The organism is Ralstonia mojiangensis, from assembly GCF_023955645.1.
GTDB lineage: Bacteria > Pseudomonadota > Gammaproteobacteria > Burkholderiales > Burkholderiaceae > Ralstonia > Ralstonia mojiangensis.
This window is the reverse complement of the sequence record NZ_JAMXHU010000005.1, coordinates 1-23,222: the sequence shown is the minus strand read 5'-3', so window position 1 is coordinate 23,222 and position 23,222 is coordinate 1. Positions and strand designations below refer to the sequence as shown.

Sequence of the window (23,222 nt, the reverse complement as noted above, 5' to 3'; positions counted from 1 at the left end):
GGCCGCCGGGAGAGGCATCGGTGTTGCGGCACTGCCGCATTGACGCCCCTGCTTGAGCAGGGGCGCGAGTGCCCCATGTTACGATTTGCCCCTCGGAGCACCGCGCTTTTGGCCCAGCGACGCACTGTCAGACGCGTCCGGCGCAGCGGCTCCATGAGGAGAAAAGAGAATGTGGCGCCGAATCAAAGCGTCCTGGATGGCGATCTTTCTGGTCACCCTGCTGGGTGTCGGGTACTTGTGGATGTACCGTTTTGAGCCGCTGCTCTCTGGCGAGGCCGGCAGCGATGTGTTCGTGTGGGACCGCTGGACCCACCGCGTCTGTGCGCTGACCGACAACGGTGAAGCCACCGAGTGGCGGTGCGATAACGCCATGGAAACCGACGGCTCCAGCAACAACACCAACTCGGACGTCTCGATCCGGAAGCGCATGCGCGACGCCGTCCAGCGCATCAATCTGTAAATCCTGAATCCCACGCCCGCCATTCGTTGCGGGCGTTTTTCTTTCCCGGTTTTTCTTATCCCTGGCTAGGTTCTGCCGCGTCCACCAGTTCTGGCGATGGCACAGGCAGCAGCTTGCGTACCTGCGCAGTCTCCATGCGGCCCTGGCGCTGGAACGGCCCCAGATTTTGCGGCTGGCCGGATTCCAGCGCACGTTCAATGGCGGCCAGTACGCGCACGTCGGCCAAGCCTTCCTCGCCGTTGGGTTCGGGTTCTCGGTTGTTGAGAATGCAATCCGAAAAGTACTGCAGCTCGCCGCCGAACTGGTCGGTCGCGTCAAACGCTTGTTCGTGCGTCTTGCCGTCGATGGTGGCGCGGTATTTCAGCCCCACGCCAAACATGAAGCCAGGTGAAACTTCCAGATCGCCCTTCGTGCCCAGAATGCGGTACTGGTCGATGCTTGCGCCGCTGTAGCTGACCACGAATTGCGCAACGCGGTGATCGGCAAAGCGAAGCGTCACGCTGACGGTGTCATCGAAGTTGAACGGCAGATCGGGGTCTCGAACGCCGCAGGCTGAAACCTCCACCGGCTCTTCGCCAAACAGATTGCGCACCGCATTGATGGGGTACACGCCCATGTCCGACACGGGCCCCGCCCAGTAACCATGGTTGGCGCGATGGTTGGACGGCGCCACCGATTGGCTGAACATGGCCGAGAACGCGCGGATGCGCCCGAGCTTGCCGGCGCGCACAAGCTCAATGGCGGCCAGCGTGGCGGGCTCGAAATGCAGCCGGTAGGCAATCATCAACTTCGCGTTGCCGTTGCGGGCCGCTTCGATCATCGCTTCGCAATCGGCCTCGCTGGTCGCCATGGGCTTTTCAAGCAGGACGTGGATGCCACGCTGCAGGGCGGGCAGGGCGTACTGCCGATGCATGTCGTTGGGCAGCGCGAGGTAGATCGCGTCGATATCTCCGGAAGTCAGCAACTGGTCGTAGTCGGCATAACCGTGCACGTGCTCGATGCCATAGCGGTCGGCCAGTGCCGTGGCTTTGACCTCATCGCCGGTGACTAGCGCGGTGACGACGGAGTTGCCGCTCTGTGCCACGCCCGGCAGAAACGCGGCTTGGGAAATCCAACCGGCGCCGACCACGGCATAACGCACAGGACTCTGAACGGTACGTGCAGGAGCGGCTTGCGGCTCACGTTCGGCCTCATGAAAAGCGGTAGACATGACAATTCCTTTGCAATCGTTGCGCACGGGGCATGCCGATGCCGTGGTGCGGCGCGCTCGGCCGTGCGGGTTCTAACTGACTAAGCAAAGGCGGTGCCCGGTGAGCGCAAAAGGCGTCACACCGGGCTCTATTGGGGCGCCGTACGGGGCGCTCAGGCGTGCTCGGCGCGGCTATCGGCCGGGGCTTCGGCGCGCTCGGTCATGCCGTAGTCGCGCACCACATGGGCGATGCGCAGCCGATAGTCGGCAAACGCGTGGTCGCGGCCGGCGTGCTGGGCGCCGCGGTGCTGCTCCATGTTGCGCCAGGCCTTGACGGCTTCTTCATCGCGAAAGAACGAGAGCGAGAGCATCTTGTCCGGGTTGGTGATGCTCTGGAAGCGCTCCACCGAGATGAAGCCGTCGACCTGCTCGAGCAGGGGCTTCAGCTGTGCGGCCAGGTTGAGGTAGGTGTCGCGCTGGCCCTGTGCGGGCTCGACTTCAAAGATGACGGCGATCATGGCAAGTCTCCTGTGGAGGTGTTTTCGTGATGCGTTCGTTGGTGCAACTTCAAGCCTGAAAGCGGGGAATGCGCGCATTGGGCGAGGGGCGATACTCCACCTCACCGAGGCCAGCCAGCCACCGATCGACATCCAGCAGGCTCAGCAGATGCCGCACCGTTTCGCACGCGATGGTGGTTGCCAATGCATCGGCGGGGCAGCGGTGCGCGCCGCCGCCGAACGTCCACAGGCGCGGCGCTGTGCGGTCGATGTCGAAGCGTAGCGGGTCCGGGTTGGTTATGCCATCCACGTTGGCGGCCGCCAGGAGCACCAGGATCTTGTCGCCCGCGCGCAGCGGGTGGCCAAGCAGCACAACATCGTGCGCGACGAAGCGGCGCGTGTTCTGCACAGGCGCATCGCGGCGCAGGACCTCGCGCACGAAGGGCTCGATGGCATGCGGTTGTGCGCGCAGGCGTGTCGCCAAGCCAGTGTGCCGCGACAGCGTGACGATGCAGTTGCCGAGCAGCCCGGCGCAGGCGTCGTAGGTTTGCGCGAGCAGGGCGGCGAGGTTGGTGATCTCTGCGTCGCCGTCATCACCACCGCTAGCGAGCGGTGAGTCGGTAAAGCGGCGCTGGAGGCGGTCGACGGCGGCATCGGCTTGTGCAACGGCTGCTGCGCTGGCACCCGGGCCGAGCGCGGCCAAGTACGCGGCAATGTCAGCCTGGCAGGCAGGCGCATCGGCGTGATCGCCCAGCAGCGTTTGCGCGATCGTGGCGAGTGGCACGGCGAAGTGGGCATCGGTCTCCAGCGCAGCGGGCAGATGCGTTGCATCGGGCAGCGCAGTGCGAGCATGCCGCTGCGCGCGGCCGGCCAGCGCCGACACGTCCAGCCGGCCCAGCGCGGCCATCACCTTCGCCTTGCGCGCGCTGTGGTCCGGCCCGTCGATCTGGCGCACGAGGCGCCCGAAGAATGCGCCCGTGGGCGTCGCGGCCACGGTCGGGGGCACGGGTTCATCGGCAGGTCGTACGCGGCAGGCAGCGCTGCCGAGCACCGCGTCCACGGCTTCAGCACTGGCGGCGACCCACCAGCCGAGGGCGGCATCGAAGAAGAAGGGGCGTTTGGCGGCAAGTTCGGCGTAATAGGGGGCCGGGTCGGCATGCACGATGGCTTGCAGCGCGTCGGCGGGCGGGGCGATGTCCAGGGCAGTCATCAGCGTGAGGCGCGGGAGTAAGATGGCTCCCATTGTCTGGACTGCCCGCCCGCCTGTCACGCGCCAACAGTTTGGTCTCCATCGAACCATGACCGCATCTTCCTCTGCCACCGAATCGACCACCCAACCGGACATCGGCCGCGTGGCCGCCACCATTGGCGACCCCACCCGCATCCGCATGCTGCTGCTGTTGATGGAGGGCCGCTCGCTTACCGCCAAGGAACTCGCTTACGGCGCCGGCGTGGAGCCAGCCACGGCCAGCGCGCACTTGCGCCGGCTTGAGGCCGATGCGCTCATTACCTCGCTGTCCAGCGGGCGCTACAAATACTTCGGGCTGCGCTCGCCGGCGGTGGCGGAGATGATCGAATCGCTGCTGGTGGTCGCACCAGAAAAGCCGGCCGACCCACGACGCTCGACCGTGCCTGAAAACCTGCGTGCGGCGCGCCTGTGCTATGACCACCTGGCCGGGCAGCTTGGCACCGAGGTGTCGGAGAAACTGCTGTCGCGCGGCTGGCTGACGCAGCTCGACGCAACGCACGGCGCGTATGACGTCACGCCTGAGGGTGAACAGGCTCTGGCAGCCATCGGCGTCGACGTAAACGCACTGCGCAACGGCCGACGCCGCTTCGCTTACGGCTGCATGGATTGGAGTGAACGCCGCCCGCATCTTGCGGGCGCGCTCGGGGCCGCCGTGGCGGAGCGCTGCATCGCGCTGGGGTGGCTGGCGCGGCAAAAGCATTCGCGCGCACTGAGCATGACCGAAACCGGGCAGCGCGAATTGCACGCGTGGCTGCACACGGCGTAGTTTTGGCCGGCGTGCGTTAGCTGCCGTCGCGGACCGTCTTTACGTAGTCGCGCTGGAACACACACATGCGCAAGGCGTTGTGATACGCGCCGTTGCTGAAGAACTCCTCGATCAGTTCGCCTTCGCGCTGGAAGCCGCATTTCTCGTACACGTGGATCGCACGTTCGTTCACCACGTCGACAACGAGATACAGCTTGTGCAGATTCAGCACCATGAATGCGTAGTCGACGGCGAGTCGCGTTGCCGTTGACGCATAACCGTGACCCTGCCAGCCGGGTGCGATGATGATCTGGAATTCGCCGCGGCGGTGGATGTAGTTCAGCTCCATCAACTCGACCAGACCCACGGCTTCGCCAGCATCGTTCTCGCAGATGAAGCGGCGCTCGCGCTGGTCGTGCACGTGGCGGTCGTAGAGTTGTGAGAGTTCAGTGAAGGTTTCGTACGGTTCTTCGAACCAGTAACGCATGATCTTCGCGTCGTTGTTCAGCTCGTGCACGAAACGCAGGTCATTGCGCTCCAGCGGGCGCAGGGAAAGGTCGCGGGATTTCTCGATCACCATGGTGTTGTCCTTGTTGTGTTGAGGCGCACGACATCGCGTCGATGCCCCTACGTTTTCAGCAAGGACGTGTCGCTGCGGATGCGTTTTTGCGCTGCGGTTGCGCGCGTCGGCGCCGATCCAGATACAGCCACCACCCCGTTGCCGCAAACACCGGCAGCATCAGTGCTCCGATCAACACTAGCACGACGCCGATCGGCCCGAAGTAGCGTCCATTGTGAAGCGGCAACATACCGGCCAGCAGACGTTGCATTGGCGGTTTGCTTGCGAAGGATTCGTTGCGGAGGACCGCGCCGGTACTGGCGTCTATCGTCAAGCGGTTGAAGGCGCGGTCGTGCGGTGCGTCGGCGGGAAGCCAGTTGATATCGACCTTGCCGGTACGGGCGTCGTCGATACGCAGGGTGGCGGTTCCGTAGTTGGACGCGTTGGCCAGGAAAGCGTTCCACGTGCGCTCCAATGCCGCACCTTCGAGCGCTTGTCGCGCGCCTTTCACCGGTTTTGCCTTGGCGGCGACAGGCATGCCGGCCAGGCGCTGCAGGCCATCGCGGTACCAGTCATACGCCCAATACAGCCCGCTGAAGGCCGCCAGCAAATACAGCGGCAGCACCAGCGTGCCGACGACGGTATGTACATCCCACCAGCGGATGCGGCCGGCCCGGTCCCAGCGGATGACCAGCCAGCTTCGCCAGTTCGTTACGCGGCGCGGCCAGCGCAGGTACAAACCCGACAGTGCCATCACGACGAGCCCAATCGTGCTGGCTCCCACGATCTGCTTGCCGACCTCATCAGCAAGCAACGTCCGGTGCAGCAGTTTGACGGTGGCAAAGAAATGCTGGGCGCGCGCTTCGGGCAGCAGCGTGCCGGTGGCGGCATCGATGTAGCGCAGCTCCCCGCGGCTGCTGCCGCCGTGTTTGCCGGGCGGCCACGCATACCAGACGCGCCACGGCTCGGTTGGGTCGGATGCGGCGGTGATGAAGGTGACAGGCCGCTCGGGCATGGCAGCGCGTGCCTGCGCAGCCACTTGCGGCAGCGTTGGCGCGGGGCCGGTGTGCGCGGGCAGGCTGAGCACACCGGGGTTGATCGCCCGAAGCAACTCGTCTTCGTACGCCATCAGCGCGCCGGTGGCGCCAACGATGGCCAGCACCACACTGGCCGACAAACCGATCAGCCAGTGCAGGCGGAAGAGCAACCGTCGCAGCATCTCGTACAGCCACTTACATCTTGTAGCGCACGCCCAGCAGCGCCATGCGCGGAGCACCCGGCATGTTGTAGTTCTCTGCGCCGCCGTGCGCCGACACGTAGTACGCGCGGTTAAACAGGTTCTGCAGGTTCAGCGTGACATCAACGTGCTTGCTGCGATAACCGGCGCCCAGGTCGACGGTCATGTAGCCGGGCAGCGTTGTCAGGTTGTACTGCGATGCATAACGCGCAGCTTCCGCACGCACGCCGCCGGCTACATAGAAGCCGTTCGGCAGATCGTGCTTCAGCCATACCGAGCCGCTATGCCGCGGCGTGAGCGACGGCTGATTGCCGTTGACGGCCACGCTGCCACTGCGGTCGTTCGGGTTCTCCAGGCGGCCGTTCAGGTAGGCATAGCTCGCCATCAGCGACCAGGTTTTCACAATCTCGCCCGTGAACGACAGCTCCAGGCCGCGCGTGCGCTGCGTGCCGATGGGCACGCCCAGCAGCGTGACGGGGTCCGCCGCCGTCAGGTTGGTCTGCTTCATGTCGAACAGCGCAGCTGTGACGCTCGCGCCGGCCGAGAGGTCGTACTTGGCGCCGATCTCGTAGTTCGTGGTCGATTGGGGAGCCAGCGCGCTGCTGTTCGGGAAGAACGTGAAGCTATCCGCCAGCGGCTGGAACGAGCGGCTGTACGACGCGTACAGCGAAAGCGGCTCGATCGGGTGATACACAACACCCAAGCGCGGGCTGACCGGCTTGTCGGTGCGCGACAGATCCACATTGCGCGGGGTCAGGTCGTCGCGGCTTTGCTTGAGGATTTCATAGCGCAGGCCGGCGAGCACCGTCCATTGCGGCGAGAACTTGATCAAGTCCTGTACGTACGCCGCGTACGTCTCGTTGTGCGAGAGGCCGTAGTTGGTCGGCACCGCGTTGCCCGGTACGGTCGGCAACACCTGCAGCGTCGGGTTGAAGAGGTTGTAGGTCGTGGTGCCCGGGGCAGCGGCCACGCGGTCGCTCTTGTCCTGGTAACCCAGCTCGATGCCGTACAGCAGCGTGTGCTGGATGCCCCAGGTCTCGGCCTTCTGCGTGAGCTCGTTCTGCCACAGGGTGCCGCGGTCGCTGCGGTTGCGCTGGTTGACAGCGAGCGTGACGGTTGGGATCGGCCCATCGGTAACGCGGCTGACGGTAGTGTAGTTGTTGCGGCCGAGCGAGTACTCATAGTTGCGCACCACGCTGTGGAACGACCACTTGTCGTTGAAGCGGTGGTCCAGCGTGCCGGTCACGCTCTTGACGGTGGATTCGACGTTACCGGCAGCGGCGTCGGCGGAGCCATAGCGTGTCTCGATCGGCACGTCGACGGGGCGGCCGCGATACGACGGCACGCCCTGGTCTGCAATACGCTTGTCGTGCAGGTAGTCGAATTGCACCGTCAACTTGGTATCCGGCGCGAGATTGAACAGGAACGACGGCGAGATCGCCTGGCGGCGCAGGAAATAGTCGTTGCGGAAACCGCCCGAATCTTCAACGGCGCCGGTGATGCGTGCGCGGATGGCGTCGTCGTTGATGGACGTGTTCAGGTCGAACTCGGCGCGCTTCTGGCGCTCGGTGCCCACCACCACGCCCACCTCGGCTAGCGGCGTTGCCAGCGGTTTCTTGGTCACGCGATTGATGATGCCGCCGGACGAACCACGGCCATACAGCACGGCCGCCGGGCCCTTCAGCACTTCAATGCGGTCAATGTTGGACAGGTCGCGGAAGTAGAGCGAGTCGTCGCGCAGGCCGTCGACGTACTGGTCATTGATCGACGAGAAACCACGAATGGTCACCTGATCGCGCTGCGCATCGCCCAGCGATGCCGACACGCCCGGCACGTTGCGCAGCGTGTCGTTGATCGACAGCGCGCCCTGGTCCTGGATCACCGCACGCGGCACGACGTTCACCGACTGCGGAATCTCGCGCAACGGCACGGGAATCTTCGTGGCGGTGTTCACGATGGGCGTGTCGTAGCTCGTGCTGCTGCGCGTGCCCTTGACCGTGGAAGTCGGCAAGGTGCCGGCGTCGGCGGCCGCAACAGTGTCGGCGGCAGTTGCCACCTGGGCAAACGGCAGCGTTCCAAGGACGGCCAGAGACAGGCACAAACGTTTCGGCGGCATTGCAGTTCCCGTAAAGTGAAAAGTAGGGCGCGACTCCCTCCCCCGAGGTTGGCGCCTTCAGAATGTGAAGGCGCAGATAATAATGAGAACAATTCCTATTTACAAGAGAGTTAAGGCGTGTTTTTGACGATGGGCAACGTTTGCCGGCCCCGCGCGAGGCAATTTTTCATGTATTACCCTTAAGGTTTTGGGCACCAAGTTGCGCCGCCATCGTCTCATTCGCCTGTTTTTGCCATTTTTTTCCACATGTCGCATTCATCACATCAGATGCCATTGAGAGCCGCTTTGGTGGGCTACGGCTACGCCGGCAAACTGTTTCACGCAGCATTGATCGACGCTTCGCCGGGGTTGCATTTGCACGTCATTGGCTCCAACCGGCCTGACGCCGTGCATGCGGATCGGCCCAACGCCGTGGTCTGCACGCCCGAGGCGGCGGCAACGCATTCGGAGGTCGACCTCGTCGTCATTGCCGCGCCCAACGACCGCCATGCGCCTTTGGCTGAAGCTGCGTTGCGCGCGGGCAAGCATGTCGTGGTGGATAAGCCGTTTACCGTCACGCTGGCAGAGGCGCGGCATCTGGCTCGGCTGGCGCGTGAAACGGGGCGCGTGATGTCGGTCTTCCAGAACCGCCGCTGGGACAGCGATTTCCTCGCTGTGCAAGCCGCGATTGCCGGTGGCGGCATCGGCGAGGCCATGCACGTCGAGGCGCATTTCGACCGCTATCGCCCGCAGGTTCGTGCCCGCTGGCGTGAGCAGGCGGGGCAGGGCACGGGCATCTGGTTTGATCTTGGCCCGCACCTGATCGACCAAGCGCTGCAACTGCTCGGCCTGCCGGATGCAGTGAGCGCCTCGTTTGCACGCCAGCGGGCGGGCGCCGAAACGCCGGACTGGGCGCATGTCGTGCTTGAAGCGGGCGAGCGGCGAGCGGTTCTTCACGCGAGCATGCTGGTGGCGGGCGGCTCGCCGCGCTGGGTCGTCCATGGAACGCGCGGTTCGTTCATCAAGCGCCGGATGGATCAGCAGGAAGCGCAGCTACTTGCCGGCATGCAGCCCGGTGCGCAAGGCTGGGGCGCGGACGACGACGCGGGCCTGCTGATCGACGGCGCAACCTCAGCCGAAACCAGCATTGCAACACCCCCGGGCGATCAGCGCGCCTACTACGCAGCTGTGCGCGACGCCATCCTCGGCGAGCGCGCAAACCCGGTCCCGCCCGTGCAAGCCGTGGCCGTCATGGCCGTGCTGGAAGCCGCAGTGGCCGCCGCCGAAACCGGCACGGCTGTCGTGCCGGACCTGACCGATGCAGAGCGCGCGGATTGGCTGGCTGCGCGGGAGGCCGCCTTGTGAACGGCGTCGTCATCCTGTTGCTGGTGGCGGGCGGTTTGCTCGCCGTGGTGGCGCTGGTGCAGATGCTGGCCTCGCGGCTGACGCTGCCGGAATCGACATTGCTGGCACTGGTGGGCATCGGCATCGGCGGCGCCTATGTGATCGTGCAGAACAGCGCGCCGGCTTCCGCAACCACGTTCTTCGCCCCGCTCGTGGATCCGAGTTGGCCGGCAGAGGCGTATCTGTGGCTGTTCTTGCCGCCGCTGCTCTTTCAGGCAGCGCTGTCGGTGGACGTGCGCAGCATGGCGCCCGATGCCGCGCCGATCTTGATGCTGGCCATCGTCGCCGTGGTGGTCGCCACGGGCGTGATCGGACTCGCTGCGGCCGCTGTCACGCCGTTCGGCATCGTCACATGTCTGCTGCTCGGCGCGATGATTGCCACGACCGATCCGTCCGCTGTGATTGCGGTATTTCGCGACGTGGGCGCGCCAGCACGGTTGATCCGCCTGGTGGAAGGCGAAGCGCTGCTGAACGATGCGGCCGCCATTGCCATCATGGGCGTGCTGCTTGCCATGCTGACAGGCCACGGCGGTGATGCCACCGTCGGCACCGGCCTGCGCGAACTGGCCAAGGCGTTTGGTGGCGGCGTCGTGTTCGGGTTGATTGCCGGGCGCATCGCCGCATTCCTGCTGCCGGCGCTGCGTGGCATTGCCCAGGCTGAAGCCGCGTGGACGCTGGCGCTGCCGTATCCGCTGTATCTCGTGGCCGAAAACATGCTGGGCGTGTCGGGCGTGGTGTCGGTGGTTTGCGCGGGGCTGGTGATCGGCGCGCTAGGGCGCACGCGCCTGACGCCGCGCAACTGGTCGCATCTGCAACTCATTTGGGAGCAGATTGCTGCGCTGGCCGGGGCGGTGGTCTTTTTGCTGGCTGCGGTGCGCGTGCCGGAGCTGTTGCACGGCGTGGTGTGGAAAGATGCGCTTTGGCTGGCGGTGATCGTGTTGGCTGCGCTTGGAGCACGACTCGCGGTGCTGTTCGGTCTGTTGCCTGCGCTCGCGTGGCTCAAGCTCTCTGCGCCAGTCAGCCATGCTTACAAGCTTGCGATTGCGTGGGGCGGCTTGCGTGGCGCCGTCACGTTGGTGTTGGCACTGGGCGTGGCGGAGAACCAGGCCGTGCACGAGGCGGATCGCCATTTCGTCACCATCCTCGCCACCGGCTTTGTGCTGGTGAGCGTGCTCTTCAACGGCGCCACGCTGCGCTGGGTGATGCGCCGGCTGGGGCTGGATCAGTTGTCGCCGCAAGAGCAGGCCCTGCAAGGCCAGGCGCTGAACATGTCGACGGAAGAAGTGGAATCGACCATGCGCCGCATCGGCGGCCATTTCCATTTCACCTCGGGGGCGACGGATCAGGCAGCGGAGGTGTATCGGCGGGAGGTCGCGGCCGGCGCGGTCGAGCTGAACCTTGAGGAGGCGCTGTCCGAACGTGAGCGCCTGACCATCGGCCTTGTTTCGCTTGCAACGCGCGAGCGCGAGTTGATTCCCGAGTACGGTAACGGCCTCGTCTCGATCCGCAACCTTGACGCGATGATGCGCAACACCGCCGACATGATCGACGCGGCCCGCACAGAGGGGCGTCTTGGCTACAAGCGCGCATCGCGGCGCATCCTGGCCAAGCACGCCGGCTACCGGTTCGCGGTCTGGCTGCACCGCGTGGTGCATATCGACCGCCCGCTGGCCAACGCGCTGGCTGATCGCTTTGAATTGCTCATTTGTCGCCAGACGGTGCTGGAGCGCTTGCGCGCGTACAACCGTGCGTCGCTGCAGCCCGTGTTGGGCGAGCGCATGGCAGACCTCCTCGACGGCGTGTTGATTGCCCGGATTGAGGCGGCGGAAGAGGGTCTGGCCGAACTGCGCGGAAAGTTTGGGGACTACAGCGCCGCGCTGGAAAAGCGTCTGCTGGTGCTGTTCGCGCTCTATATCGGCCAGAGCAAGATCGACACGATGCTGGCCGAAACGGTGATCTCGAAAGAGGTCTACAAGCAGATCAGCGCGGTGATCCGCCGTGCCTGGACGGCCGCGCTGCCGCGGCCGCCGCTGTCGACGGCGCTGCGTATGCCGGCCGCACAGAAGTAGCCTGCTCAGAGCCGCTTGTCTTCCCGCTCGACGCTTGGGTGGCGGTGGATGTCGTGCGTGACGAAGCCCGTGTCGTTATCGGGCATCTCCAGCCACTCCGGATGCGAGAGCGATTCGCGAATATCCGCCAGGCCCGAGGCCCAATGGTCCCGCATGGTCGACGGCCCGAACTGGATGTCCTTGCCCGGCCCTTCATGTTCCTTGGCGGCGTAGATGAGGTGGAAGACGTTGTAGCGCTTGGTGCAGGCCATTTCCTGCGCGTGCTTGTACCACTGCGTGCGCTCGAACTCCTTGGGTGGCAGGTGATCGAGCAGCTTGCGCATGAGCCGGCGCGTGGATTGCGAGCGCTCCATCCAGTCGGTGGTAAGGCGCGTGCGGCTGGAGTACTGCAAGTCCTTCTGCCGGCTGGCCACGCCGATCATCGTATTGGGTACCGGACCCAGCGCGCTCCAAAGGTCCACCTGAAACACCAGCGTGTCGCGGCGCGGCTTGGTACCGAGCACATACGACAGCGGCGTGTTGGAGACGACACCGCCGTCCCAGTAATACTCGCCGTCGATCAACACAGGCGGAAAACCTGGCGGCAGCGCGCCCGATGCCATGAAGTGCTCTGCGCGCAGACGGCGCTCGGTGTTGTCAAACGCTTCCAGATTGCCAGTGCGCACGTTCACGGCGCCCACTGACACGCGGATGCCGCCATCGTTGATGCGATCAAAATCGCACAGGCGTTCCAGCGTCGCCTTGAGCGGCGTGGTGTCGTAATAGCTGGCTTCGAGCGGGTCGACTTCGTTGGCTGGCAGCGGAGCGGGAAAGCGCGGTGTGAAAAAGCCGCGCTGGCCTTCAAGCAATGTGTCGGCGGCTTGCATGGCGGTCAGCCATTTGCGCAGATGCGCATTGCCGTCAAACCAGGCGTTTTCCAGGATGTCAGGCAGCGGCGGCGAGAACGTCGGCTGCGTGATGATCTGCCAGAACTCACGCAGCTTTGCTTGCCGATGCTCGGGCGCATTGCCGGCAATGATGGCTGTGTTCAGCGCCCCGATGGAGATGCCCGCAATCCAGTTCGGCACGATGCCGGCTTCGTCCAGCCCTTCGAACACGCCGGCCTGGTACGAGCCAAGAGCGCCGCCGCCTTGCAGCACCAGCGCGATGTTCTCGTACGCCGGCAGCACGATGCGCTGTGCCGTGGTGAGCGGCGCATCTGCCGGGCGCGACGATTCTGCCGGCGTGGGCCGCTTGCTTGCGGCCACGCGTAGTTTGGGTGCGGGCATATCTCCTCCAACCTCCTTGCGTGTGCTGAGATTTACTGCATGAACCAGCCGTGGCTCACCACGAACGATTGGCCGGTCAGCGCCGCGCTCGGGAACGTGGCCAGGAAGCGCACCGTCTCGGCCACGTCTTCCACCGTGGTGAACACGCCGTCCACGGTATCACCCAGCATGACCTTTTTCACGACTTCGTCTTCGGTAATGCCGAGTTCCTTGGCCTGCTCGGGAATCTGCTTTTCGACCAGCGGCGTGCGCACAAAACCGGGGCACACCACGTGCGAACGCACGTTATGCGCGGCGCCTTCCTTGGCCAGCACCTTATTCAGGCCGAGCAGCGCGTGCTTGGCCGCCACGTAGGCCGATTTGAGCGGTGAGCCCTCGTGTGAGTGCACCGACCCCATGTAGATCACCACGCCGCCACGGTCATCCTTGTACATGTGGCGCAACGCGGCGCGCGTGGTCAGGAAGGCACCGTCGACATGGATTGCCTGCATCTTCTTCCAGTCGGCAAACGAGTAGCTCACGAACGGGTTGACGATCTGGATGCCGGCGTTCGAAACGAGGATGTCGACCGAGCCGAGCTCTTCAGCTACGCGGTCTATGCCGCTGTCCACGGCTTGTTCGTCGGTCACGTCCATGCGCAGGCCGATCGCCTTGCCGCCCGCATCGGTGATCTCTTTGGCGACGGCCTTGGCGCCGTCTTCGTTCAGGTCAACGATGGCGATGGCCGCGCCCGAACCGGCGAGCGTGAGGGCGATCTGCTTGCCGATGCCGCTGGCGGCACCCGTGACGACAGCGACTTTGCCTTTCAAATCAGACATGTGTGTACTCCGAGGGTTGACGGAAAAAAAGGATGGCGTCGGGCAGGCGTTACTGCGCGAGGTAATCGAACACGACCTCGCCCATGCCAAGGGTCAGGTCTGCAATGATGTGTCGGGCTTCGACAATCTCCAGCACGGGCAGTTCGGCCACGGGCGCCAGCGCATGGTGCGCCAACTCCAGCGACGCCGGCCCCGTCCAGGCACCCTTCATGTCGACATCAATCATGTAGTTGCGCGACAGCTCGCAGATGCGCGCGGTCTTGCCGTCCACATGCGGAATGATTTTGAGCAGAAAGTTGGGGCGCTCCAGGCGGCGTTTCTGCTCGGCCAGATCCAGCTCGCGGTGCTTGTAACCCATGGTGCCGGTTGCCACGCGCACGGGGCCGTAGTCCAGCGTGCCGATCAGCGTGTCCTTGTCCGTCACGAGCCTGGGCGTGGCGAGCTTCTTGGGAAAACCCCACATTTCACGTCCGCCGGCCAGGGGCGGGTGGTCGTCCAGATACATCGCCAGCGTGTACGTGCCGGGCTTGCCTTCGTAGGCGACGGGGATGACCTGGCCGCTCTCGGTGTAATCGCCAAAGCCGGTGGAGTCGGCCATACGGATGAACTCGTAGGCGACAAGGGGTTCAGGCACTTCCAGCGGTTCCGGCACCATGGCGCGCAGCTTGGCCGGGTCGGTGCGGTACGTGATGATGAAGAATTCGCGGTGGATGAAGCGGTACGGGCCTGGCGGGTATGCGGGGCTCGTGAGCGGCATTGCGAACGCGGTTTCGCGGACGGTTTTGATGTCCATGGCACTCCTTGTGCAGGTTGGGCTGCAAGTGGCGTTGGGAATCGGTACGGCGCAAGAGAACGGTAGGCGACAGCGCATCGTGTCGCGCTTTTGTGACGCTGAAACCATCCAGTCACGCCGATTTCACGTTTGAGTGCCAGTAACGTGATTGATTGCATGCAATACGTCATTGCGACGCATGCGGGCAGCGCCGTTACGCGTGCGACAGGAATTCCCAGAGTGCCGGTTCAGCGGAATACGCCACGTTGAAGCGCAGCCACGGGCTGGGCTCGTCATGTGGCCGGAAATACTGCCCCGGTGCAAGCCAGATGTTGTGGTCGATGGCCCGATTGGCCAGCGCAGAGGCATCTGCGTGGCCCGGCAGCCGCGCCCACAGAAAGAGGCCGCGCCCCGGTGTATCGAACAATTCGGCACCATGTTGGCGCATGAGGGCCTCGACTTGCGTGTGAGCCTCGCCAAGCCGCGCAATCAGCCGCGCCACGTGCTCTGCATAGACGGGGCGCGTGACGAAAGCGTGCACGATGCGCTCGGTGATCTCCGACGAGGTGAGTGCCACGGCCATCTTGGTACGCGCCAGCTCGCGCGTGATGGCGGCGTCAGCCACCACGTAGCCCGCACGCAATGACGGCGAGATCGTCTTGGAGAAACCGCTCACGTACAACGTGCGGCGCAGGCCGTCGAGCGAGGCCAGCATGGGCGCGGCGGGGTCGGCCAGCTCGCGGTGCAGATCGTCTTCAACGATCCAGAGGCCGTGCTGTTCGGCCAGTTGCAGCACGCGGTAAGCGTTCTGCGCGGTCATCGAGGAGCCGGTGGGGTTTTGCAGCACGGAGCTGGTGAAGAGCGCGCGCGGCCGATCCGCATCGTCCGCGTGGAGGATGGTTTCCAATGCCGCTGTGTCGAGCCCATCTGGCGTGCGTGGCACCCCGACCACCCGCAGACCGGCCAGCTTGAGCACCTGGAGCACGTTGCAGTAGCCGGGATCATCCACGGCGACGACGTCGCCGGCCTTGAACAGGGTGCGGACGATCAGGTCGAGCGCCTGCGTGGCGCCGCTGGTCAGCAGCACTTGTGAGCGTTCCACCGGCAGCCCACGCAGCGCAAGCGACTGCGCCACGTATTCGCCCAGCGGGGCATAACCCCACGGATGTCCGTAGCCCGCCACCCGCAGCGCGGAAACCCGGCTCACCGCGCGCATGGCTTCCTGCACGCCGCGCTCGTCCAGCCAATCGTTCGGCAGCCAGCCGCAGCCCGGTTTGATAGCGATGGAGCGATCGGCAAACACATCCGACAGCAACCACGCCGCGTTGAGTGTGGGCGGCTCCCAGCGCGGGGCCACTGGCGCCGGTTGGTTGGGGGTGCGCGCTGCCACCAAGTAGCCCGAGCGCGGCCGCGCGACGATGGCGCCCAGCGCCGCCAGCCGCGTGTAGGCCTCCGCCACCGTAAAGGTGCTTACATCGTGGGCCTGTGCCAACTTGCGCACGGAAGGCAGCCGCGTGCCCGGCAGCAGGGTATGGCTGTCGACCGCGGCACGAATGCCTTGGACGATCTGGTCGACCAACGTACGCTGGGGATGAGAAGGATCGAGTTCGAGTTGCATGTTGCGATGCGGCAATGGAGCGGTGGTAGGCGCCTATACAGTTTCTTATAGAACCGCCATCTGTGCATGTCCGTGTCGGATTTGACTCTGTACAGTTTGCTCCAACGGCTGGCTTGCCAGTCCATTCCCTTTCGCTGTTTTTTCGGAGTGACCGATGAAACCCGCACCGCACCCGCTGGAAACCACCGATCTGTCCTACTTCTGGATGCCGTTCACGGCCAACCGCCAGTACAAGGCTGCGCCGCGCCTGCTGACGTCTGCCCAGGGCATGTACTACCGCGACGGCGACGGCCGCGAGGTGCTGGACGGCACGGCGGGTCTCTGGTGCGTCAACGCCGGCCATTGCCGCAAGGAAATCGTCGACGCCATCACCACGCAGGCCGCTACGCTGGATTTCGCGCCCACCTTCCAGATGGGCCACCCCCTGGCGTTCCGTGCGGCAGAAAAGGTCGCCGAGATCATGCCGGAAGGGCTGAATCGCATCTTTTTCGTCAACTCCGGTTCGGAAGCGGTGGATACGGCGCTCAAGATTGCGCTGGCGTACCACCGCGCGCGAGGCGAAGGGCAGCGCACACGCCTGATCGGCCGCGAGCGCGGCTATCACGGGGTGGGTTTCGGCGGCATCTCGGTGGGCGGCATCTCGCCGAACCGCAAGGCGTTCTCGGCCAACCTGCTGCCGAGCGTGGACCACCTGCCGCACACCCATGCGCCTGAGCACAATGCATTTTCCAAGGGCCAGCCAGCCTGGGGTGAGCACCTGGCCGACGAACTGGAGCGGCTTGTGACGCTGCACGACGCGTCCACCATCGCTGCCGTCATCGTCGAGCCGCTGGCGGGTTCCACCGGCGTGCTGGTGCCGCCCAAGGGCTATCTGGAGCGTCTGCGCGCGCTGTGCGACAAGCACGGCATCCTCCTGATCTTCGATGAGGTCATTACCGGTTTTGGCCGCCTCGGCGCGGCAACGGCGGCGGAATTCTTTGGCGTGACGCCAGATCTGCTGACGATGGCCAAGGGCATCAACAACGCCGCCGTGCCGATGGGCGCCGTGGCCGTGCGCCAGTCGGTGCACGACACCGTCGTCGATGCCGGCGCGCCAGGTGCGATCGAGCTGTTCCACGGCTATACGTATTCAGCTCACCCACTGGCTGCGGCCGCGGCGGTCGCAGCGCTGGATCTGTACCGCAGCGAAGGGCTGTTCGAGCGCGCTCGTGCGATGTCGCCGGCGTTTGAAGCAGCGGCGCATTCGGTCAAGGGCGCGCCGCATGTGAAGGACATCCGCAACCTGGGCCTGGTCGCCGGCATCGAGCTGGAATCGCGGCCGGGCGCGGTGGGCGCGCGCGCTTACGAAGTCTTCCTGAAATGCCTGGAGCGTGGCGTGCTGGTGCGCTACACCGGCGACATCCTGGCGTTCTCCCCGCCGCTCATCATCGAAGAGGCGCAGATCGCGCGTATCTTCGACACCGTTCGCACCGTTCTGCAAGAGGTAGCCTGAAATGAACCGACCGATTGATCCTGCCGTGACGGAATCCGTTGTCAGCCATTACATTGGCGGGCAACGCCATGCAGGCAGCGGCACACGCACCGCCGATGTGTTCAACCCCGCCACGGGCGCCGTGAGCGCGCAGGTGCTGCTGGGTGGCAAATCCGAAGTGGGCGCCGCCGTGGCCGCCGCGCATGCGGCCGCCGCCGACTGGGCAGAGACCTCGCCGCTCAAGCGCTCGCGCGTTCTGTTCAAGTTCAAGGAGCTGCTCGACCAGAACCAGGACGCCCTGGCTGCAGCCATCACGCGGGAGCACGGCAAGGTGTTCTCCGATGCCAAGGGCGAAGTCACGCGCGGCATTGAAGTGGTCGAGTTCGCGTGCGGCATTCCAAATCTGCTCAAGACCGACTTCACCGACAACATCGGCGGCGGCATCGACAACTGGAACCTGCGCCAACCGCTGGGCGTGGTGGCCGGCATCACGCCGTTCAACTTCCCGTTCATGGTGCCGATGTGGATGGCGCCGGTGGCACTGGCGTGCGGCAACACGTTCATCCTCAAGCCGAGTGAGCGTGATCCGACCCCCAGTCTGATGATTGCCGACCTGCTCAAGCAGGCTGGCCTGCCCGATGGCGTGTTCAACGTCGTACAGGGCGGCAAGGATGCCGTCGATGCGCTGCTCGAGCATCCGGATGTGCAGGCCGTCTCGTTCGTCGGCAGCACGCCCATCGCCGAATACATCTACGCTGAGGGCACCAAGCGCGGCAAGCGCGTGCAAGCCCTGGGCGGCGCAAAGAACCATCTCGTGGTCATGCCCGATGCGGACCTCGACCAAGCGGTGGATGCGCTGATCGGTGCCGGCTACGGTTCGGCCGGCGAGCGTTGCATGGCGATTTCGGTGGCCGTGGCGGTGGGCGACGTGGCTGACAAGCTGGTCCCGCGCCTGGCAGAGCGCGCCCGCGCGCTCAAGACCGGCAACGGCATGCAGGCCGACAGCGAAATGGGTCCGCTCGTGACGGCTGCTCACAAGGCCAAGGTGGAAGGCTACATCGCCAAGGGCTTGGAAGAGGGCGCCGAGCTGGTGGTGGACGGCCGCGGCCACACGGTCGACGGCCACGCCGAGGGCTTCTTCACGGGCGGCACGCTGTTCGACCACGTCAAGCCCGAGATGACGATCTACAAGGAAGAGATCTTTGGTCCGGTGCTGTCGGTGGTGCGCGTGCACGATCTGGCCGAGGCGGTGAAGCTGATCAACGCGCACGAGTTCGGCAACGGCGTGTCGTGCTACACGAGCGATGGCGGCGTGGCGCGTGCATTTGCGCGGCAGATCCAGGTGGGCATGGTCGGCATCAACGTGCCGATTCCGGTGCCGATGGCGTGGCACAGCTTTGGCGGCTGGAAGCGCTCGCTGTTCGGAGACCACCACGCCTATGGCGAAGAAGGCGTGCGTTTTTACACGCGTTACAAGAGTGTGATGCAACGCTGGCCGGATTCGATCGCCAAGGGCGCCGAGTTCGTGATGCCGACAGCCAAGTAAGCCGGCGCATCACCCATGAGAAAGGGAGGCAGTGCCTCCCTTTTTCTTTTGAACATGCTGAGTTGAAACCGGCGTGTCATATCGGTTTGATGTTGACGGCGATCAGTTCGCCATCGGGCCCGATCTCTACATCAAAGCTGACGCGCTGGCCTTCACGGAATGTCTGCGAGCGCGAAAACTGGATTTCCGAATCCCGAATGAAACTCGGGGCAGCATGCATTTCTGCAGCTGCCCCGGCGGGCGGATCATATTGAACGGCGTTCTCTTCAATTCGGCTGGCCATTGCATGCTCCCAATAGGGGTTCGTCAAACCAGGCCACCGCTTCCGGCGGCCATCCGACTGCTTGATGGCAAACACGTACTGAACAACCTGCCTGGCGGAATATCCCGGCCAATACACGCGCGAGGAAACCTCGCGCGGCAAGCCAAAACCGGGCTACCGCGCCCGCGTGCTCCTAGTTACTGGGGCACGATGTTCGAAGCTTGCTTGCCCTTGGGGCCTTGCGTAACTTCGAACGACACCTTCTGACCTTCCTTCAGGCTTTTGAAGCCTGCGGAGTTGATAGCGGAGAAATGTGCGAAAAGGTCTTCGCCGCCATCATCCGGGGTAATGAAGCCGAAACCCTTTGCGTCGTTGAACCACTTGACGGTACCAGTAGCCATGATTTTGAGTCGTGAAGTTGAGAAATCGATCGGCCGCCGGCCAAATACAAACGCAGCAGGCAGACCCGGCCTAACCGGCCAAACGATCGTTTGGTGAATATATGCTTGGCGCGTCTCCCCGTCAAAGTCTGTTTTTTTAAGCTTTCTTTTCGGACCGGGTAGCCCCGTCGTTTTCTGGCGCTCAGCAGGGTTCGCGCAGGCTCGCTATCGGTGCAAACACCCGCGCAAAACCGAGCGTTTTCACCTAAGCTTTAGTGGCTTCTGCCGCACTCGGCTCACCGTAAAGCCAGCGCGGCAGACGGTGCACGAAAATTGCGTGCGCCCCCGTCGTTCCAGTCGCAGCCTACCCATGACGACCGCCGCAGCCAGTAAAACCAAGAAAAATCCCGCGTTGATGGCCACCATGGTGGGCGCAATTGGCGTGGTCTTCGGGGACATCGGCACCAGCCCCCTGTATGCGTTAAAGGAATGCTTCAACCCCGAGCATGGGGTTCCGTTTTCCGATCAGACCGTCTTCGGCATCCTGTCGATGCTGTTCTGGGCGATGACGCTGGTCGTGTCCATCAAGTACGTGCTGTTCGTCATGCGCGCTGACAACAACGGCGAAGGTGGCATTCTGGCGCTCACGGCGCTGGCCATGCGTGCAAGCAGCGGTAGCGCCCGGTTCACACGCACGTTGATGCTGCTCGGCCTGCTGGGCGCCGCCATGTTCTATGGCGATGCCGTCATCACACCCGCCATTTCGGTGCTCTCCGCCATTGAAGGCATGGAGATCATGGCGCCCGCGTTGCAGAAATGGGTGTTACCCCTCGCGCTGATCGTACTGATCGCCCTGTTTTTGATCCAGAAGCAGGGCACGCACGTGGTTGGGCGCCTGTTCGGGCCGATCATGGTGATCTGGTTCGTGCTGCTGGGGCTGATGGGGATAGTTTCAGTGGTGAAGTCGCCGCAGATATTGGTGGCACTGAGCCCCGTGTACGCCATCGAATTCGGGTTTCGGCACACGGTACTGGCGTTCATCGTGTTCGGCTCAGTGTTTCTGGCGCTGACGGGCGCCGAGGCGCTGTATGCCGACATGGGCCACTTTGGCGCACGCCCGATCCGCTACGCGTGGTTCTACATCGCCATGCCGTGTCTGCTGCTGAACTACTTTGGCCAGGGCGCCTTGCTGCTGCGCGAGCCAAGCGCCGTGCAGAACCCCTTCTTTCTGTTGATGCCAAATTGGGCAGTGGGCCCGATGGTGCTACTGGCCACCGCGGCCACCGTCATTGCGTCGCAGGCTGTCATCTCAGGTGCGTTTTCGATGACGGCGCAGGCCGTGCATCTGGGCTATGCGCCGCGCATGAAGATTCTCTATACGTCGGATGTGGAGATCGGCCAGATCTACGTGCCGGTGGTGAACTACATGCTCCTGGTGCTGGTGGTGGCGGTGGTGTTGGCTTTCGGTAAGTCCGACAACCTGGCCGCGGCCTACGGTATTGCGGTAACGACCACCATGGTGCTGACGACGGGTCTGGTCACGGTGGTCATGCGGAACGCCTGGAAGTGGCGCCTGTCGCTGGTGGCCTGCATCGGCGCGGTTTTCCTGGCAGTGGATCTGTCGTTCTTCTCCGCCAACCTGCTGAAGATTGCCGCGGGTGGCTGGTTCCCGCTGCTGCTGGGGGGCTTGATCTTCTTCCTGATGGTGACGTGGCACTCGGGCACGCAGCTGTTGAAGGCGCGCAATGTGGAAGGCGGCATTCCGCTCGAGCCGTTCATGGAAGGGCTACTGCGCCATCCTCCGTATCGGGTGGACGGCACGGCCGTGTATCTCACGCCCAGCATCGACTTCGTGCCCCTGGCGTTGCTGCACAACCTCAAGCACAACCACGTGCTGCACAAGCGCGTGCTGTTCATTCATTTCCGCACGCTGGCCGTGCCGTATGTGGACCCTGCCAAGCGCCTGGCCATCAAAACCATTGGCGACGATATCCACACCGCTGTGGTCGATTTCGGCTTCAAGGAAACACCGGCCGTTGACGAGATTGTCCGCAACGTGGGTGAGCGGCTGGGCATCGTTTTTGAAGATATGGAAACCTCGTTCTTCATTACGCGCGCCACGGTGGTGCCGTCGCCGCTACCCGGCATGGCGATGTGGCGGGAGTCGTTGTTTGCCTGGATGCAGCACAACAGCGCCAAACCGTCGGACTTCTTCCGGATTCCTGCCAACCGACTGGTTGAGCTGGGGAGCAAGGTGGAGATTTAGCCTCGGGCGTGCTGTGCGCTACGCAAACCGCGTCACGCCATCACCGCGGCAGAACGCCAGCAGTGTCAGCTGTCCGGCCTTGGCGTGGCGGATCGCCAGCGAGGACGGTGCGGAGATTGTTGCCAGTAGCGGCACCTGTACCTGCACACACTTGCGCGACAGTTCGAAGCTCGCGCGGCTTGTCATGACGATGAACCCGTCTGCGGGGCGGATGCCGAGCCGGGCCAGCCGGCCGACCAGCTTGTCCAGCGCGTTGTGACGGCCCACGTCTTCCAGCACATGCAGCGGCGCGTTGCCGTCTGCAGGTACCCAGCCCGCGGCATGCAAGCCGCCGGTGAGCGCGTTGGCAGGCTGATGCGCCGTCATCGCCTGCATGGCGTCCAGCACTTGTGCGTCGGTCAATGAAGCCATCCATGCAGCCGGCACAAGCGGTGTCGGCGCGTCTTCAAAGGACTGCAGGCTTTCAATGCCACACAGGCCGCAGCCGGTCGGCCCGGCCAGCGCGCGGCGGCGTTCCTTCAGCCGCACGAAGCAATGCGAAGCGATTTCTGCGTGCACTTCAAGCCCATGCGGATGCGCTTCCACATCTGCACCACGCCAATCGGCGCGACTGTCGATGATGCCTTCAGACAGCGCGAAACCCAGTGCAAAGTCTTCCAGATCGGCTGGCGACGCCATCATCACTGCATGCGTGATGCCGTTGAAGACCAGCGCGACCGGTGCTTCATCGGCGACAGCGGTGGAGGTGTCTTCTTGCGTGCCGGCGCGCGTGCGCTTCGTCGCGATGGTGGAAACGACGGGCAAGCCGGCGGGGTGGCGGGGCAGAAAAGTCATGCAGTGAAATCGGGCAGAACGCGGCCAGCGTCGAGCAGCACGATGAGCCAGCGTGTGTCGTCCATGGCGACGCGCAGCAGGCCGGCGTCAGCCAGCGGATGCAGCGCGCGCAGTACTGTGCTGGCGCGCTCGCCTACGCGCTTGGTCAGCCACGGCAGCGACACCGGCTTGCCTGCATCGGTCTCGCGCAATGCGGCCAGCAGCGCCAGTTGCAGCGCAGACCACGCCGGCTCGGTTGACATCAGGCTTCCGCCGTGTTGGCCGCGGTGGCGTCAACGGTGCGTTCGACTTGGCTCGGAACCAGCATCACCGGAATCGACTTGGACGTCGGCGTACGGGCCTGGTCGGCCACGGAAGACAGCGGCACCAGCGGATTCGTCTCAGGGTAATACGCCGCCAGACAACCACGCGGGATGTCATACGCCACCAGACGGAAGCCATCGGCGCGGCGCGTGGTGCCGTCGTCTGACAGTGTCACCATGT

At 64.3% G+C, this 23,222-nt stretch carries 21 protein-coding genes and 1 pseudogene; 7 read left to right on the top strand and 15 right to left on the bottom strand.

Annotated elements, in window-relative coordinates:
* Positions 1-169: 169 nt before the first annotated feature.
* A complete protein-coding gene (locus NG898_RS20645; protein WP_092971917.1) occupies positions 170-460 on the top strand; it encodes a hypothetical protein in 291 nt (96 codons plus the stop codon).
* Positions 461-515: 55 nt separating this feature from the next.
* Here NG898_RS20645 and NG898_RS20640 read toward each other — a convergent pair whose 3' ends face one another.
* The 3 genes from NG898_RS20640 to NG898_RS20630 form a co-directional block, all read right to left on the bottom strand.
* Positions 516-1,670, bottom strand: a complete 1,155-nt coding sequence (locus NG898_RS20640) for a Gfo/Idh/MocA family protein (protein WP_252694195.1) — start codon at positions 1,668-1,670, stop codon at positions 516-518.
* A gap of 152 nt (positions 1,671-1,822) precedes the next feature.
* A complete protein-coding gene (locus NG898_RS20635) occupies positions 1,823-2,167 on the bottom strand; it encodes an antibiotic biosynthesis monooxygenase family protein (protein WP_252694194.1) in 345 nt (114 codons plus the stop codon).
* Between the two features lie 49 nt (positions 2,168-2,216).
* Positions 2,217-3,356 (bottom strand): cytochrome P450, encoded by a 1,140-nt coding sequence (locus NG898_RS20630; RefSeq protein WP_252694193.1) that lies wholly within the window; start codon positions 3,354-3,356, stop codon positions 2,217-2,219.
* 88 nt (positions 3,357-3,444) lie between these two features.
* Here NG898_RS20630 and NG898_RS20625 point away from each other — a divergent pair, with 88 nt between their 5' ends.
* A complete protein-coding gene (locus NG898_RS20625) occupies positions 3,445-4,161 on the top strand; it encodes an ArsR/SmtB family transcription factor (RefSeq protein WP_252694192.1) in 717 nt (238 codons plus the stop codon).
* Between the two features lie 16 nt (positions 4,162-4,177).
* Here the strand turns inward: NG898_RS20625 and speG are convergent, their stop codons facing one another.
* Genes speG through NG898_RS20610 form a run of 3 tightly spaced genes read right to left on the bottom strand, consistent with a single transcriptional unit; the run spans position 4,178 to position 8,052 of the window.
* Positions 4,178-4,720, bottom strand: a complete 543-nt coding sequence (speG, locus tag NG898_RS20620; protein WP_252694191.1) for a spermidine N1-acetyltransferase — start codon at positions 4,718-4,720, stop codon at positions 4,178-4,180.
* Between the two features lie 55 nt (positions 4,721-4,775).
* Entirely contained in the window at positions 4,776-5,918 is a 1,143-nt protein-coding gene (locus NG898_RS20615; RefSeq protein WP_252694190.1) for a PepSY-associated TM helix domain-containing protein, read from the bottom strand.
* Positions 5,919-5,931: 13 nt separating this feature from the next.
* Positions 5,932-8,052, bottom strand: coding sequence for a TonB-dependent receptor (locus NG898_RS20610; RefSeq protein WP_252694189.1), 2,121 nt, complete (start codon positions 8,050-8,052; stop codon positions 5,932-5,934).
* Positions 8,053-8,319: 267 nt separating this feature from the next.
* On the opposite strand from NG898_RS20610, the gene NG898_RS20605 reads away from it, so the two are divergent.
* The gene (locus NG898_RS20605; RefSeq protein ID WP_252694188.1) at positions 8,320-9,396 is read left to right on the top strand and encodes an oxidoreductase; all 1,077 of its coding nucleotides are present in this window, start codon (positions 8,320-8,322) and stop codon (positions 9,394-9,396) included.
* Positions 9,393-11,504 carry a cation:proton antiporter gene (locus tag NG898_RS20600; RefSeq protein ID WP_252694187.1) on the top strand — a complete coding sequence of 704 codons (2,112 nt, stop codon included), beginning with the start codon at positions 9,393-9,395 and terminating at the stop codon, positions 11,502-11,504. Before NG898_RS20605 ends, NG898_RS20600 begins: the two co-directional genes overlap by 4 nt.
* Positions 11,505-11,509: 5 nt before the next feature.
* On the opposite strand, the gene NG898_RS20595 is transcribed toward NG898_RS20600, so the two are convergent.
* From NG898_RS20595 to NG898_RS20580, 4 genes are all read right to left on the bottom strand, one after another.
* Positions 11,510-12,772 (bottom strand): DUF3734 domain-containing protein, encoded by a 1,263-nt coding sequence (locus NG898_RS20595; protein WP_252694186.1) that lies wholly within the window; start codon positions 12,770-12,772, stop codon positions 11,510-11,512.
* Positions 12,773-12,804: 32 nt separating this feature from the next.
* Entirely contained in the window at positions 12,805-13,590 is a 786-nt protein-coding gene (locus NG898_RS20590; RefSeq protein WP_252694185.1) for a 3-hydroxybutyrate dehydrogenase, read from the bottom strand.
* Between the two features lie 49 nt (positions 13,591-13,639).
* Entirely contained in the window at positions 13,640-14,383 is a 744-nt protein-coding gene (locus tag NG898_RS20585; RefSeq protein WP_252694184.1) for an acetoacetate decarboxylase, read from the bottom strand.
* A 193-nt stretch (positions 14,384-14,576) separates the two neighbouring features.
* Positions 14,577-15,980 carry an aminotransferase-like domain-containing protein gene (locus tag NG898_RS20580; RefSeq protein WP_252694183.1) on the bottom strand — a complete coding sequence of 468 codons (1,404 nt, stop codon included), beginning with the start codon at positions 15,978-15,980 and terminating at the stop codon, positions 14,577-14,579.
* Between the two features lie 154 nt (positions 15,981-16,134).
* Here NG898_RS20580 and aptA point away from each other — a divergent pair, with 154 nt between their 5' ends.
* Together aptA and NG898_RS20570 are read left to right on the top strand one after the other, a co-directional pair.
* Positions 16,135-17,472, top strand: a complete 1,338-nt coding sequence (gene aptA / locus NG898_RS20575; RefSeq protein WP_252694182.1) for an omega-aminotransferase AptA — start codon at positions 16,135-16,137, stop codon at positions 17,470-17,472.
* Between the two features lies 1 nt (position 17,473).
* On the top strand, positions 17,474-18,997 hold the full coding sequence (locus tag NG898_RS20570; protein WP_252694181.1) for a CoA-acylating methylmalonate-semialdehyde dehydrogenase: 1,524 nt from the start codon (positions 17,474-17,476) through the stop codon (positions 18,995-18,997).
* Positions 18,998-19,073: 76 nt separating this feature from the next.
* Here NG898_RS20570 and NG898_RS20565 read toward each other — a convergent pair whose 3' ends face one another.
* Together NG898_RS20565 and NG898_RS20560 are read right to left on the bottom strand one after the other, a co-directional pair.
* Positions 19,074-19,280: a cold-shock protein gene (locus tag NG898_RS20565; protein WP_252694180.1), complete on the bottom strand. Its 207-nt coding sequence runs from the start codon at positions 19,278-19,280 to the stop codon at positions 19,074-19,076.
* Positions 19,281-19,456: 176 nt separating this feature from the next.
* Positions 19,457-19,660, bottom strand: coding sequence for a cold-shock protein (locus NG898_RS20560; protein ID WP_004627322.1), 204 nt, complete (start codon positions 19,658-19,660; stop codon positions 19,457-19,459).
* A 349-nt stretch (positions 19,661-20,009) separates the two neighbouring features.
* Between NG898_RS20560 and NG898_RS20555 the strand changes: the two genes are divergently transcribed.
* The gene (locus NG898_RS20555) at positions 20,010-21,905 is read left to right on the top strand and encodes a potassium transporter Kup (RefSeq protein WP_092971902.1); all 1,896 of its coding nucleotides are present in this window, start codon (positions 20,010-20,012) and stop codon (positions 21,903-21,905) included.
* A gap of 18 nt (positions 21,906-21,923) precedes the next feature.
* Here the strand turns inward: NG898_RS20555 and fdhD are convergent, their stop codons facing one another.
* The 3 genes and pseudogenes from fdhD to NG898_RS20540 form a co-directional block, all read right to left on the bottom strand.
* Entirely contained in the window at positions 21,924-22,739 is an 816-nt protein-coding gene (gene fdhD / locus NG898_RS20550) for a formate dehydrogenase accessory sulfurtransferase FdhD (RefSeq protein WP_252694179.1), read from the bottom strand.
* On the bottom strand, positions 22,736-22,981 hold the full coding sequence (locus NG898_RS20545; protein WP_252694178.1) for a MarR family transcriptional regulator: 246 nt from the start codon (positions 22,979-22,981) through the stop codon (positions 22,736-22,738). Before NG898_RS20545 ends, fdhD begins: the two co-directional genes overlap by 4 nt.
* Positions 22,981-23,222: pseudogene (locus NG898_RS20540) on the bottom strand (CbbBc protein); the annotation flags it as partial. The gene NG898_RS20545 and the pseudogene NG898_RS20540, both read right to left, overlap by 1 nt.